Below are 13362 nucleotides of genomic sequence, written 5' to 3' on the forward strand. Positions count from 1 at the left end.
GCGGCGAGTCTTGCTCTGGCGGTTCCGACTATCGCGTTCCCCGCTTTGAGTCCGTCAGCCCACGCGAAGCCTGCCGCCCCCGGGACCCTCCTGGAAAGCTCGCCTTTACTAGCAAACTTGTCGTTGCCGTCCGCGGCCAGCGCTCAAAAAATGACGTATCAAACGAAGGGGCCGCACGGGCTCACCCCGAGCACGGGGGTATTGTATCAGCCTGCAGGAACGCCGCCCACGGGCGGTTGGCCCGTGGTGGTGTGGGCTCACGGCACGGTAGGCGACTCCGACTTCGACGCACCGTCGCGCACCGGTGAACACCCCGCAACCAGTGCCTACGTGGATGGCTGGCTCAAGCGCGGCTACGCGGTGGCCGCCCCGGACTATATCGGCATGGGTTCGCCCGGCATCGCCCCGTACTTGAATTGTCGAGTGGTCGCTCGAACGGTCATTGATTCGGTCCGGGCCGCACATAATCTCTCCAACGCGCTCGCGGACCGCTGGGTGGTCGTGGGGCTTTCTCAAGGTGGGCAAGCGGCGATGTGCACCGCCAACCTGGTTGACAATTACGCACCGGAACTGGACTACCGTGGTGCCGTCGCGCAGGGAGTGCCGTCGAACATCGAGACGCTCGCACCACTCGGCGGACCCTGGTTTCCGCCGGCAGGGATCTTCGCAGGTTTGACGAATTTCATGACTTTCGCCATCGCCGGTCTGCGCGATTCCCGGCGCGACCTCGACGTGAATGCCTATTTGACGCCGTTGGGTCGACGACTCGTCGACGCCGCACCGCGGATGTCGTACGCCGAGTTCGCGAAGCTCTCAGCCGGGCATTCAGTCGCGGAAATGCTTTCCCGCTCGCTCGCCGACCCCGTGGTCATCAACGCGCTGCGGGACTATCTCGGGATCCCCACGACCGGGTACACAAAGCCAATCATGCTGGTACAAGGAGCCAAGGACCTGGTGGTACCGATCCCGTTGACGCTCAAGCTGGTCGCGGACCTCAACTTGGCGGGCACCCACCCCGACTTCCGCGTGGTCGACGCCGACCACATCGGTTCCGTGTACGCGGCGGAAGCGGCTGCGGCGACCTTCGTCAAGCGGGCGCTGAAGTAAACCGCAATTGCCGGTGGTGTCGCCCCGCCACGCTCGTCACGTGCCGCAGAAGGTCTGGAAGCCCGCACTGAAGGAATCCGGCGCCGGATCCACGAGATCGATCCATTCCGGGCGGCTGACAAAGGGATGGGTGACCGCGTCGAGTAGGCGTAGGAACGGAGCCAGGTCGCCGTCAGTGGCAGCTCGGAGCGCCTCATCGAGCAGGTGATTTCGCGGAATGTATGCGGGGTTAACTCCGTCCATTCGCGCGGCGGTCTGCTGCTCGTCCAAAGCACAGCTACCCAGCGCTGCCCGCCATCGGCTCACCCACGACCTAGTCGCTTCCCGAGGGATCAAGACGTCAAGAGAGTCGGGGTTACCGCGGAGCTCGTCGGCCAGTGCACGGAAGGTCCCCGTCCAATCAGCGCGGTGGTCGTGCATCAGGGTCAGCAAGTCGTCGAGGAGAGCGCGGTCAAAGGCGATGTCAGCAACGCCAAGTTTGGCGGCCAACCCAGCGGTGAGACGCGCATCGTAGAGTTCGTCGAAGGTGTTGAGCGTGGCGGTCGCTGCTGCGATTGCCGTATCGGGGTCGGGGGACAACAGCGTCAGGATCGACTCGGCAAATCGTGCCAAGTTCCACTTCAACACGCTTGGCTGGTTCCCAAGTCGGTATCGGCCACCGTGGTCGATGGAACTGAACAAGGCATCGGGGTCGTAGGCATCGATGAAGGCACAGGGCCCATAGTCGATGGTCTCCCCGGAAATGGTGGTGTTGTCGGTGTTCATCACGCCGTGGACAAATCCGACGAGCATCCACTGCGCCACCAGTGCCGCCTGCCGCTCGACGACCGCCTCCAGGAATGCCAGGTACCGATTGTCTGTACCGGTCTCCGCCAAGCTGGTGAGCTCGGGGTAGTGCCGATTGATCGCATAGTCGGCGAGGGGCTGCAGCAGATCCCGATGGCGTGCGGCAAGTTCGAACGTTCCGACCCGCAGGTGGCTGGCAGCGACTCGCGCCAGCACCGCTCCCGGTTCGGCGCCGCTCCGCTGGACGTTGCGCCCGGTGGCCACAACCGACAGCGATCTGGTGGTGGGGATACCGAGCGCATTCATCGCTTCGCTCACAAGGTACTCGCGCAGCATTGGACCAACAACAGCGAAGCCGTCACCACCCCGCGAAAACGGTGTACGCCCGGAGCCCTTCAACTGCAGATCCACCCGATTGCCGTCGACGTCGATGAGTTCGCCAAGCAGCAGGGCCCGCCCGTCACCGAGGATGGGCGCGTAGCCACCGAACTGGTGACCTGCGTAGGCGGTCGCCACGGGCGTCGCATCGGCGGGGCTCGCAGCACCGGAAAGGAGTGCGATGCCGTCGTCGGTGCGCAAGATCGAAGCGTCCAACTCGAGTGCTTCCGCGAGATGCTGATTCAGCACGAGAAGCTTTGGGTCGGGGACCTCCGCGCCTTGCCACGACACCGTCATCGGTGCGAGCGCCTCGGCGAATGAGTTCTCAAAACCGACGATCGCGGTGCTGGTTTGGGTGGGGGAGTTTGCTTCGGCGGTCACACGTCCCAGGGTAGTCAGTTTTTCTTAATACCCGTGTGGCCGTGTGTGGGGTCGCGTCGAACGTCGTTGACGTCCGCGACTGTTACGGGTAGGCGATACCGGTGCGTTTCTCGGCAAGTGCCCATAGGTGTTGACCAACGACCGCGTCGTGGACAGCGTCGCTGCCGGTGACCAACACCGGGGACCCTGTGAACTGGAACGGACCTGACGGGCCGAAGTACTCTGAGCCCACGGCTGCTGGATCGGTGGCAGCTCGCAGCGCGGGAAGGGCTCCGGTCGCGGCGTCGTTGACGAACAGGCGCAGCAGCGGCCAGGTCAGTTTGCTGTGGTACGCACGCTGGACGAAGGTATTTCGTTCGCGCATGACGCCTGTCCGCGCGGCCCCGGGGTGCGCGGCGAGTGAGATGGCCGCCGACCCGATTGCGGTGAATCGGCGATCGAGTTCGGCCGCAAAAATCAGCTGAGCGAATTTGGCTTCGGCGTATGCCTGCATTGGCCTGCGTGTGGTGCCGAGTCCGAGGTTTTCGGGATGGATGGTCCTCGAGCGATGGGCGAGGCTACCGACGGTCACCACCCGCGCGGCCGGAGCTCGGAGCAGGCTGTCACTGAGCCGTCCGATTAGGGCATAGTGCCCGAGGACGATTGCCGCGAAGCACTGTTCGAGCCCATCGGCGTTCGTGATCACTTCGGTCGGGATGTAACCGGCATTCGCCACGATGATGTCAATAGTCGAGTTTGCGGCGTTGATACCGTCGGCGCAACGTCGGATTGACTCCGGATCTGCGAGATCGAGCGGCACGACGACGATGTCGGCATCGGGCAATTCGTCGAGGATCTCCTCGCGAGCAGCATTGGCGGTACTCGCCGTGCGGCAGGCCATGATGACCGTCGCTCCGAGTCGCGCGAGTCCCCGCGCCGTTTCGAATCCGATGCCCGAGTTGGCTCCGGTCACGATTGCGACGCGCCCCGTCTGGTCGGGTGCGTCGGCGAGCGTCCAGCGCGCACGATCGCGTCTGCGAGCCACTCGGCGTCTCCTGTCATTGAGGTGAGTGCGACCTCCGCGGTTCGGCATGATCACGCTACAGGAGGGGAGGGGTCAAGATTTGAGCAGGTCACGACCCGGATGAGCGTTTCGCCAGGCGGTCATCGCGGCGTCCCACTGGTGCCCGTCGAGCGTGGTTACCGACGCGGGGAACAAGGCATCCTCTTCCTTGGCGATGTGCTCATGGAGGTCGAACACTTCTTGGCGAAACCGTTTCTGATCGGCCGATTCGGCCAGGTCCATCGAGCGTAGAAAATCGTCGAGTTCGCGATGCTCAACGACCAGTGGATCGATGTACGGTGCGAACTCGTCTCCACTAATGAGGAGCTGTGCAAAGAGCCCGTCTTCCTCACCGTGCCAATGCGACTGCAGTACCGCCGCCAGCTCAGCGGCAAGTTCCGCGGCACGGCGGTGATCTCCGGCGTCGAGCGCTCGAACCGCATCGCCGGCGAGGTTGACCGCCTCTTCGTGCTCGGCCGTGTAATCGCGGAGCAGTGGCATATCGCGGCAACCGCAGTATTGACACATGGCGAAACCTCTCGACATCGACGGACAGTCACACCTGGCGATACCTCGACTCTAAGCCAATCGGGTTCGCGAAACACGTGTCCAGCGACGGTGACAACACCGTCGAAATCACCGCTGCGGTCCCATCACAGATCTACCCGCCCCCCAGGCATCAAGGAAGGCAGCATCGAGCCGTTCTTCGACCACTTGAAGGGCACCGATGCCGAACAACACATCCGCCTCAAGCCACGGTTCGTCGGCCACCAGTGGCGCGACGACCTGGTCGCGCATCACTTGCTCGTGGACTGCGTCGGCCTCGACGTGCTCACGGTAGAAATGCCGGGCCTCCTCTGGTGCGCCGATGCGCTCCAAGCCAGCTACCAAGCGGGCCGAGCCGAGGGGAGAGGTCATCTCGGTGGCAGCGAAATGACCGATGGTCGCACCACGTAGCGACCGGCGAAGCCCAAAGCACGACATCAGGTTTACCGGTGCTAGGACCTCAGCCGGCGCGACATCCAGGTAGCCGAGGTAGCTGTCGTCGAGTTGCATTGATAACAAGAGGTCGCCAAACAGTTCCTGATGGACGCGGTCGGCACGACCTGCGCCGTACTCGTCGAATTCGACCGCGACGAACGCAGCCTTCGATGCACCTCGCAGCCGGGGAATCGCCCAAGCGTGCGGGTCCGCCTCCTTCAAGTGATAAATCGACCGGGCCGTGAAGTAGTCGCGAAACTCATCTTCGGTGCCGTGTCGTGCAAGTTGGTCGGAAGCACCCGTCGGCACCATGCGGGCCAGTTCCCCAAGCTCGGCGTCGGCGGTGCCAGCCTCAGACAACGGCGGCGAGATCTGACCTTTGATGGCCGCAAGGAACAGATCTTCGATGCGGATACGTACGTCAATCACCACCGGATCCCATTCGCAGTCCCGGCCGGCGTCCGACCATCCGCGGTAGTGCAACTCCTGGCACAAGGTCAACGACAGTTGAGCGTCCTCGCCCCAAGGGTCGAGATCATCGGGGACTTCAACCCGAGTCAGCGCGCTGCCGGACTTCGCGCGGATCACGTCGATCAGGCGCTCGGACACCGGTCCACGCGGGGCGGGCAGCCTTGCCTGCGCTACGCGCAACGAGGCGACTTGTTGTGGGGACACCTACTTCACCTAGCTTTCCTCAGTTAGGGCTCCGAATACCCCGCCTCGCACCAACTCAAACATCCGCCGACCGCGGGACTCCTGCCGCGGGCGACGGCACTGAGGTTTGATGCACGCCCGTTTGGGTAATCCGTGACAGCACCACGCGAGAGGCGCACGATCGTCGCCGTCTCGTACCGAGGGCAGGAGGCCCCGATTATGGAAAAGTCCACGCTGGCCCCACACCGTTCCGCCGATCCCGTCGACGAGGACCGCAACGGGCTGGTCTACCGTCCGCAGGACGACACATCTCTGCTGATTGACGCACTCCGCGACATCGACCTGCGTGGCGCGCGGACAGTGGATCTGTGCTCCGGTTCGGGTGCGGTTGCGGTAAGCGCGGCACTCGGCGGAGCCGCTGTTACCGCCGTCGATTCTTGCCCCCGGGCGATCGCCGCCACTAGTCAGGCCGCCGCCACTGCCGGAGTCATATTGGACGTCGTCTGTGCCGACCTCGCAGACATCGCGGGCCAGACCTTTGACCTGATCACTTGCAATCCTCCTTATGTCCCCACGCCACCGGGAACTGAATTGTCGGCTCCCGGACCGAATCACGCTTGGAATGCGGGTCCCGATGGACGGGATGTGCTCGACGTGGTGTGCGCGCTGATCCCCGGCCTACTCGCCGATCGGGGTGCCGCCTTCATCGTGCAGTCCGCGCTCGCCGGCGGCGATCAGACGGTCACGGCTCTGCGCGCTGCTGGCTTGCGTGCGGGTGTGGTTCGTGAGCGCGCGATCGCCTTCGGTCCAGTTCTGCGGTCGCGCCGAAAAGAGCTCGTAGACGCCGGCCTTCTCGATCCGACGACCGACCTTGAGTCCATCGTGGTCATTCGCGCCGACCGCACCGCGGACAGTCAGCGAGGTGGGCGTCATGAGCGCTAAGAACGGAGCGAGACGAGTGCGCGTTGTTGCGAAAGGGCCGATCCTCGTGGAAGGTCCCGTGGACGTCGAACGATCGGACGGAACGACACTTCATTGCGACCGTTTTCAGGTCGCGATTTGCGCCTGCGGATTTAGCACTACGCCGCCGCTGTGCGACGCCAGCCATCGTCGAATTCTACGGCGTCGACGCGACTGACTTGAAGAAAACGCCCTTCAGCAGCGCATTGTTTCATAAGTATGCCGTCGGGTACCCGACTAGTCGTGGTGCAGAAGCATCGATTCGAGTTTGACCTGTCAACGAACCTAACGGAGCAGAAGGGAGGGCCCTCATGGCCACATCTGACATCTGCGGAAGCGCTAATGACGCCGCGCACCTCATCTCCATACCGCCGGGGAGTCCGTCATGAGCACCGATCAGACACCCGGATCCGGCGACTCGGTTCCACACGACCCGGTCCACGCGCACGCAGCCGAGCACAGCCTGCGCCGGCTCAAGATCGCTGGCCTGGTGGGCTACGGTTTCCTGTTGGCTGCGGTGGCCTTGGTCGGCATCACCCTGGCCGCAGCCGCGTTCGACTCAGCATTGACCCCTTGGGTTGTCGCGACCATAGCGTGCAGCGTGATCGGCCTGGGATTCATCGCGGCCGTTCGCGTCACGCTGACAAGACATCCAGCCCACGACCGACCTCAGCACGATCCCCTCATCCCTGAGGTCACCGAGGAAGAGGCCGTGACCTACGAACGTAACCACGGCCGTCCCGACCTGCTGCGATGACCTGCACCACCCGTGTGGAACGACAATGTCTCAGGAGGACTTCATGGCACACATCGATTCGAGCGAGATCAAGATCGATCAGTCACGCATGACCGTACTCGTCGCCGACGGCTCAATCCTCGCCGTACCGCTTACGGCGCGAGTCGACACCGACACCGGCGAGGTCACCTTTCACACCGATCCCGCTGGCCTGACCTCAGCGGCCCGCACCGGTCCGAATCGACGCGAACCCTCGGATCCGGGCACGGCCGACGATCGATCCCACGGGGCGGTCGTCGCCCCGTCGCCGACTTCTCTCACGCACCGCGACGCCTGATCGAGTCGCTGCGTAGACCCACGCGCACCGCAAGTGGCCGCACTACACGAAGGAGCCAAGCATGCCCACCCACAGGACAATCATCGAACAGCACGACGCGGACCGATTGATCGAACTGCTACAGATCCGACTCAGCGCACTGAACGACCTCCACTTGACGCTTAAGCACGTCCATTGGAACGTCGTGGGGCCCAATTTCATCGGTGTCCACCAGATGATCGATCCCCAGGTCGAGACGGTGCGAGGCTTCGCCGACGTTCTCGCAGAACGCATCGCCGCACTCGGTGGGGCACCGTCCGGTACACCGAGCGCCATCGAGCGGGACCGGACCTGGGATGACTACAGCCTGGGCCGAGACACGGTCGAGGCCCATTTGGCGGCTCTCGACATCGTGTACGACGGCGTCATCGCTTCCCACCGCGCCACGATCGACACCGCAGGAAAGATCGACCCGGTCACGGAGGACATTTTGATCGGTCAGACAGGCGACCTCGAACAGTTCCAGTGGTTCCTGAGGGCTCACCTAGAAGATCCACGCGGTCACCTCCCGCACTCGTCGGAGTCCACCGAGGCGGGTGCCGCAGCGGCGGTTCGCTGATCGCGATGTCGTTGGAACGGCCGGCCCGGCTAGCGCCGGCCCGGCCGTTCTCGTCGCAGCGACGCACGCAGCGGCGTCCGATCAGGCCGAGACCAGTTGGCACTTCAGTTGTGCTATCGACTGCCGGAGTAGGCGCGAAACATGCATCTGCGACATTCCTGTCCGCTTCGCGATGGCGCTCTGCGACAGGTCTTCAAAGTAGCGGAGCGCCAGAATACGACGTTCGCGGGTGGGCAAAGTCGCGAGGGCGGGATTGAGCTCGAGGGTGTCCTCAACCAGATCGAATCCGGGGTCTTCTCGACCGAGCAGATCAATCGTGGCCGTGTCGTCGTACCCTCGCGCTGGAGCATCCAGCGGCACGGTCGTTGATGCCGCCCCTACGAGGCGCGCCTCGTCGATCTCACGGACGTCCACGCCAAGATCTGCCGCGAGCTCTGCTCGGGAAGGGGACCTGCCAAGGCATTGCGTCAGTTGCTCTTCCGCGTTACCGAGTCGCAAAGCCAATTCCTTAGCTCGGCGCGGTGTCCGCACCGTGGTCGTGCGGTCTCGGAAATGCTTGCGAAGCTCGCCCGTGATGGTTGGCACGGCAAACGAGAGAAACGCCGAGCCCCGCAACGGGTCGAACCTATCGACCGCCTGGACAAGTCCCAGACAGGCCACCTGGAGTAGTTCTTCATGGCTCTCACCTCGTCCCGAGTAGCGTTGCGCGATGTGCTTAGCCAGTGGCATACACGCAACTATTGCCTCGGTGCGGAGGGCGTCCCGGCGAACTGGTTGTTCAGCCGCTAACTCGGCCCGCTCTGCAAGTAGGTCGCCTACGTAGCCGTATTCGTTATCGTCCATCTTCGAACTCCTTCTACCGCCGACCGCCCTAGGAGCGGGTACGTACTCGTCGTCCCAGCTGTGCGGTGATATGAAGGCCCATGCGTTATACGCATCCTCGGGGCATCGAACTCGGTTCGTGGTTGAACTGAGTTCCCCAAGGCTACGCCCTGCCAGAACTTCGAGCACGAATTCTTCGAGGTTCCTTATGGCCAGGATCCCGATGCTTGGCATTGGCTACGCGGTCAGGGGACGGCTCGCTCGATGTTTCATTGCACTGAAACTGGGTACCCCAAAATTGGCCGGTTACACGACGCAGGGACTACGGGCGATCGTGATCGCCTGCCGGACAGGCGGTAGATCATGATCCGATTCCCCAGGCAGTGACTCAATCGGCGTCGGTGACGCGGAGCAGAAACCGAAAACGGGCCTTCTCGATAAACGAATCACCGCGCCGCCTTGCACACTGTTCGCCGCGCCAACCAAGCAGACAAGATTCAAACCGAATTCATACCGGGAGGAACCAATGAGCTTTTCCGACAGCGCCCAGAATAAAGCCGAGGAACTGAAGGGGCGAGCTAAGGAAGCCGCTGGCGCAGCCACCAACGACGACAATCTAAAGCGCGACGGGCAGGCCGACCGAAGTGAAGCCACCGCCAAGCAGAAGATCTCCGAGGCCGCCGACAAAGTAAAGGAAGGCGCCGAATCCGTCAAGAAGAAATTGACAGGACACTGACGCGATGCCGAGATGCCCGTCGCTCATAGCGAGCGACGGGCATTTCGGGGCCAACACCACCACTCAGGCGGCCGATACCTCGACGGTAAGCCGATCGGACGCATGTCTTCGCGAAACCGACGGCGGCCACTGGAGGTAGGGGAGGGCTGCTGCGGCATCGGGCCGTCTCAACGGCCGCGGGGCAGTTAACCCGAAAATTGCCTACCGCTCATAGCTGAGCGCGAGCACTGGGATCGTCCGAATGCCGTCAGTCTTCTTCTCGTAATCGGCGAAACCTGGGTAGCGCCGCGCCTGTTCGGCAATGATTCGGTCGCGGGAATCGCCGGTGATCTCGGTGACTGTCACCTCGTGGGTTTCGGTTCCGATCTCGATGGTGGCTTTACCCGCGGTCGTCAGGTTGTAGTACCAACCGGGATTGGACGGCGCGCCGCCTTTCGACGCAAACACGTAGACGGTGGAAGGATCGCTTTCATCGGCCAAATACATCATCGGGGAGACATTCTGCTTGCCGCTTTTGCGACCCTGATGATGGACCAAAACCATTGGGGCACCTTCGAAATTGCCGCCGACTCGGCCGTCATTTGCCCGGAATTCGTTAACAATCTGAGAGTTCCAGTCCTGCGGTGCACTCATCGTTCTCTCCTAGGGTTCTCACTTGCTGTCTGCGTCACGGCGACGTCAACCAAGCGAACGCGACAGCCCTTTGCGGTCTAGAACCATCTTGTTTGCTCGATAATTCCCGCGGGTAGCATCGATCTGTGCGGCCACATTTGGCTACCTGCAGTCCATGCTGCGGTGGAGTAGCCCGACTCTGCGGGAGCGAAGGCACCCACTGCGGTGTGCGCAGCCAGGATCAGGCGGCTAACAGCGCTGCCAACGGGGAATCCAACGGAACGCACGACCTGATTGACGATCATCGAGGCTGCAGTCTGGTCGGGCGGAGTCACCGCGAGGATTGCTTGCGGCATTACTGCAGAGAAGGCACCGACACCGAATCCCAGCAGCTTGGTCGAGGAAATATCCACCCAGACGATTGAGATCGCCGCTGGATCAGCATTCAAAGACCTCGGTATGGACCTCGTCGCGGGCGACGACCCCATCCCGCCGGAGAGTCTGCGCGAATACCTGGTGGCCTGTCGCTCGTGAGTGGCCGTCGACAACACCCAAACGGTCGTGGGCTACTTAATTGCCGACGTCGTCGACGGTTGCGGACATGTCGAACAAGTCTCTGTCGATCCAAAATTCCGTGGCCATCGGATTGGTCGATCCCTGATCGAAGCCTGTTCCGATTGGGCCTGTCAACAGAATCTTCCGGTACTAACGCTGACAACCTATCGTGAGGTTCCTTGGAACGGCCCGTACTACGAGCGCCTGGGATTCAGCTACCTCGCTCAACAGACTCCGGGACTCAAGCGCATTCGACAAAGCGAAGTCGAAGCAGGGTTGGACGCATGGCCTCGAACCTGCATGCATCGCAGTGTCAATCCCAGTATCACCGATACGTCACTGTGACGTTATTAGGCGGAGGCGAGTAACTGCGCTACCGCGACGCAAGCTCAAGAGTGGGGCGCCGATTGGTCGCCAGCGCGAGCGCAAACACCACCCGGTGACTCAATTGAACTCGACGACCATTCCGATCGGCCCGTTGTGGATATCCGGGCCGCCGAAGTTGCATCCGTCCGCACGGGAACTGGCAAATCACGGGCACCAAACTACAGTTTGGCAATTCGACCAACAGTTTCACCCACACGAATAGCCCCAGGTCGCCAGATTACCCAAATCGAGCCGATAAGATACATTATGTCAACTAGAACCCTGCGTATTGCAACAGATGAATCATTCCTGACCCCCGCCCCAGGAGGACCATCTTCCATCTTATAGCGCCGCGACCTGCACATACACACCCGTGCATTCCATACGCTGGTAGCGGTTTGGATGAGTGACAGCCACGCCGTTCGCTTGTCTGGTTGATTGCGGCACTCGATTGACCTGTGGGTATTGACCTGTCGTCTCATTGGATGCATCATTGAATCATCAGATGAGACATATCCTGGCGGAGGTTTCGATGCAGATCGATGAGGCTGGCCGAGTGCATCTGGTCGAATCTGTGCCGCTTCTGCGGCCCGAGGAACGGGTCGTCGAGCTGATGCTCGACGGGTGGCGGAACCAGCAGTTGTCCAGGAATCTGCAGTTCTCGACGATCGATCGGCGAGTGCGCTGCGTCCAGAGGTTCATCGAGCACTCGAACGAGGAACCATGGAACTGGACACCGGCGGCGGTTGAGGAATTCTCCGCCGACCTTCGGTCGATTCGTCACGTGACGCACTCGACGTTGCGCGGCTACCACAGCTCACTGCGGGCATTCTGCTCGTACATCAGCACCCCCGACTACGGATGGGACCGCGTCTGTGAGCAACTGTTCGGCGTGTACCCGGCCCAGGTCTTCTCCGCGTGGAACACCGCGAGCCACGTCCTAGAGTACGACGGGCGCCCGAGCAAGCGCCCCTACACCAAGGACGAGCTTCAGTCCCTGTTCGAATACGCGGACGACGAAGTCGCTCGGATCGGTGCGACAAGCAAGAAGGGCTGGCAGGCGGCCTACCGGGACGCCACGATGATGAAGGTCACGTACGCGTACGGCCTGCGGTTCAACGAGCTTACTCACCTGCAACTGGTGGACTTCGCCCGCAATCCCCACGCTCACGAGTTCGGAAAGTTCGGGGTGTGCAAGGTCCGCTACGGCAAGGCGTTCCGCGGATCACCGCCGAAACCTCGATCGGTGTTGACCGTGTGGCGGTGGACGCCTCCGATCATCGAGGACTGGATTGCCAACGGCCGAGGCGATCCCGACAGCCTTGATCTGTTCTCCAGCGAACGAGGCGGCCTGGTGGTGGGGTCGACGCTTCTACGTCGTGTACGCCGCTACTGCGTTGATCTCGGTATCCCTGACGGAGTGGATCTGCATTCGTTTCGGCGGTCGTACGCCACACATCTACTCGAGGATGGTTGGGATCCCCGGTTTGTGCAGGACCAGATGGGACACGAGTACGCCTCGACGACGGGGATCTATCAGTTCACCTCGGACGAGTTTCGGCGGTCGACGTTGAGATCGGTGTTGGACCGGACGCTGACACAGGCATTGGACAGCACGAGGAAGGGCACTCCCGAATGAAGCGCAAGGTCGATTACACGTGGCGGCTGGCGGAGTTGATGGCTGCGCGCGGAATGAACACGACCACGGACTTGATCCCCTTGCTTGCCGAACGCGACATCACATTGTCCCGCCCTCAGGTCTATCGGCTGGTCAACCAGCGACCTGAGCGGGTGTCGTTGCAGGTGATGTCGGCATTGTGTGACATCTTCGGGTGCGGTCCCGACGCGCTTCTCACAGTCACCGCCGTCAATGCTCGCGAGCACCACCGAGCCGCCAACGCCGGCCCGAACGTCGTGCGGTTGGACCGCGCGGTGCGTCCGCGGCGGGCGAACATTCTCGACGAGTAACAGCCACGCAGTGAGGTGAGTACAGGATGAAACCTGACGGCCTAGTCCCCTATCGGCCGGTACGCGGCCGACCGCGACTGACCAGTGGCGCGTGGGTCTGCGACCGCTGCGGCAGGTCGACCACGCGGACGCAGGCGCACTGGCCCGAAGGCAGAATCTGCTTCACCTGCTGGTTCACCGCGATCCACACCCACGGGACATGCCCGGTATGCAGTGTCGAACGGCTTCTACCGGGCCCACCTCTCCTCGACGGCACACCGGTGTGCGGGCCGTGTGCGGGAATCGTCGACGACTTTCGGTGTAGCCGTTGTGGCGAGGAGTCCGGTCACCACCGCGGCACTAT

Annotated in this window: 17 protein-coding genes; 11 read left to right on the forward strand and 6 right to left on the reverse strand. The window is 62.4% G+C overall.

Annotated features, from left to right (window positions below; translation table 11 throughout):
- Window positions 1–150: 150 nt before the first annotated feature.
- On the forward strand, window positions 151–1107 hold the full coding sequence (locus WBA38_RS08630) for a lipase family protein (protein ID WP_424322483.1): 957 nt from the start codon (window positions 151–153) through the stop codon (window positions 1105–1107).
- 36 nt (window positions 1108–1143) lie between these two features.
- Here the strand turns inward: WBA38_RS08630 and WBA38_RS08635 are convergent, their stop codons facing one another.
- From WBA38_RS08635 to WBA38_RS08650, 4 genes are all read right to left on the reverse strand, one after another.
- Window positions 1144–2652, reverse strand: a complete 1509-nt coding sequence (locus tag WBA38_RS08635; RefSeq protein ID WP_424295948.1) for a protein adenylyltransferase SelO — start codon at window positions 2650–2652, stop codon at window positions 1144–1146.
- An 82-nt stretch (window positions 2653–2734) separates the two neighbouring features.
- Window positions 2735–3676, reverse strand: coding sequence for an oxidoreductase (locus tag WBA38_RS08640; RefSeq protein WP_424322484.1), 942 nt, complete (start codon window positions 3674–3676; stop codon window positions 2735–2737).
- Between the two features lie 72 nt (window positions 3677–3748).
- A complete protein-coding gene (locus tag WBA38_RS08645) occupies window positions 3749–4222 on the reverse strand; it encodes a hemerythrin domain-containing protein (RefSeq protein WP_424295952.1) in 474 nt (157 codons plus the stop codon).
- A 108-nt stretch (window positions 4223–4330) separates the two neighbouring features.
- Window positions 4331–5350: an iron-containing redox enzyme family protein gene (locus WBA38_RS08650; RefSeq protein WP_424322485.1), complete on the reverse strand. Its 1020-nt coding sequence runs from the start codon at window positions 5348–5350 to the stop codon at window positions 4331–4333.
- A gap of 198 nt (window positions 5351–5548) precedes the next feature.
- Here WBA38_RS08650 and WBA38_RS08655 point away from each other — a divergent pair, with 198 nt between their 5' ends.
- From WBA38_RS08655 to WBA38_RS08675, 5 genes are all read left to right on the forward strand, one after another.
- On the forward strand, window positions 5549–6271 hold the full coding sequence (locus tag WBA38_RS08655) for a HemK2/MTQ2 family protein methyltransferase (RefSeq protein ID WP_424322486.1): 723 nt from the start codon (window positions 5549–5551) through the stop codon (window positions 6269–6271).
- Complete coding sequence (locus WBA38_RS08660; protein WP_424322487.1) at window positions 6261–6467, forward strand: CDGSH iron-sulfur domain-containing protein; 207 nt, start codon at window positions 6261–6263, stop codon at window positions 6465–6467. The genes WBA38_RS08655 and WBA38_RS08660 overlap by 11 nt, the downstream gene beginning before the upstream one ends.
- A 207-nt stretch (window positions 6468–6674) precedes the next feature.
- Complete coding sequence (locus WBA38_RS08665; RefSeq protein ID WP_424322488.1) at window positions 6675–7046, forward strand: hypothetical protein; 372 nt, start codon at window positions 6675–6677, stop codon at window positions 7044–7046.
- Window positions 7047–7089: 43 nt separating this feature from the next.
- Entirely contained in the window at window positions 7090–7362 is a 273-nt protein-coding gene (locus WBA38_RS08670; protein WP_424322489.1) for a hypothetical protein, read from the forward strand.
- A gap of 61 nt (window positions 7363–7423) precedes the next feature.
- Window positions 7424–7960 carry a Dps family protein gene (locus tag WBA38_RS08675; RefSeq protein ID WP_424322490.1) on the forward strand — a complete coding sequence of 179 codons (537 nt, stop codon included), beginning with the start codon at window positions 7424–7426 and terminating at the stop codon, window positions 7958–7960.
- Between the two features lie 81 nt (window positions 7961–8041).
- Here the strand turns inward: WBA38_RS08675 and WBA38_RS08680 are convergent, their stop codons facing one another.
- Window positions 8042–8803 carry a SigB/SigF/SigG family RNA polymerase sigma factor gene (locus WBA38_RS08680; RefSeq protein ID WP_424322491.1) on the reverse strand — a complete coding sequence of 254 codons (762 nt, stop codon included), beginning with the start codon at window positions 8801–8803 and terminating at the stop codon, window positions 8042–8044.
- Window positions 8804–9308: 505 nt separating this feature from the next.
- Here WBA38_RS08680 and WBA38_RS08685 point away from each other — a divergent pair.
- Entirely contained in the window at window positions 9309–9518 is a 210-nt protein-coding gene (locus tag WBA38_RS08685) for a CsbD family protein (RefSeq protein ID WP_424322492.1), read from the forward strand.
- A gap of 201 nt (window positions 9519–9719) precedes the next feature.
- Here WBA38_RS08685 and WBA38_RS08690 read toward each other — a convergent pair whose 3' ends face one another.
- Window positions 9720–10151, reverse strand: a complete 432-nt coding sequence (locus WBA38_RS08690; protein ID WP_424322493.1) for a nitroreductase family deazaflavin-dependent oxidoreductase — start codon at window positions 10149–10151, stop codon at window positions 9720–9722.
- Window positions 10152–10424: 273 nt separating this feature from the next.
- On the opposite strand from WBA38_RS08690, the gene WBA38_RS08695 reads away from it, so the two are divergent.
- The 4 genes from WBA38_RS08695 (at window position 10425) to WBA38_RS08710 (ending at window position 13019) form a co-directional block, all read left to right on the forward strand.
- Complete coding sequence (locus WBA38_RS08695) at window positions 10425–10664, forward strand: hypothetical protein (RefSeq protein ID WP_424322494.1); 240 nt, start codon at window positions 10425–10427, stop codon at window positions 10662–10664.
- The gene (locus WBA38_RS08700) at window positions 10665–11030 is read left to right on the forward strand and encodes a GNAT family N-acetyltransferase (protein ID WP_424322495.1); all 366 of its coding nucleotides are present in this window, start codon (window positions 10665–10667) and stop codon (window positions 11028–11030) included. It begins immediately after the preceding gene.
- Window positions 11031–11583: 553 nt separating this feature from the next.
- Window positions 11584–12690: a tyrosine-type recombinase/integrase gene (locus tag WBA38_RS08705; RefSeq protein ID WP_424322502.1), complete on the forward strand. Its 1107-nt coding sequence runs from the start codon at window positions 11584–11586 to the stop codon at window positions 12688–12690.
- A complete protein-coding gene (locus WBA38_RS08710; RefSeq protein WP_346076555.1) occupies window positions 12687–13019 on the forward strand; it encodes a helix-turn-helix transcriptional regulator in 333 nt (110 codons plus the stop codon). Before WBA38_RS08705 ends, WBA38_RS08710 begins: the two co-directional genes overlap by 4 nt.
- The last annotated feature ends 343 nt before the right edge of the window (window positions 13020–13362 follow it).

The organism is Gordonia sp. (in: high G+C Gram-positive bacteria), from assembly GCF_049647785.1.
Taxonomy (GTDB): domain Bacteria; phylum Actinomycetota; class Actinomycetes; order Mycobacteriales; family Mycobacteriaceae; genus Gordonia.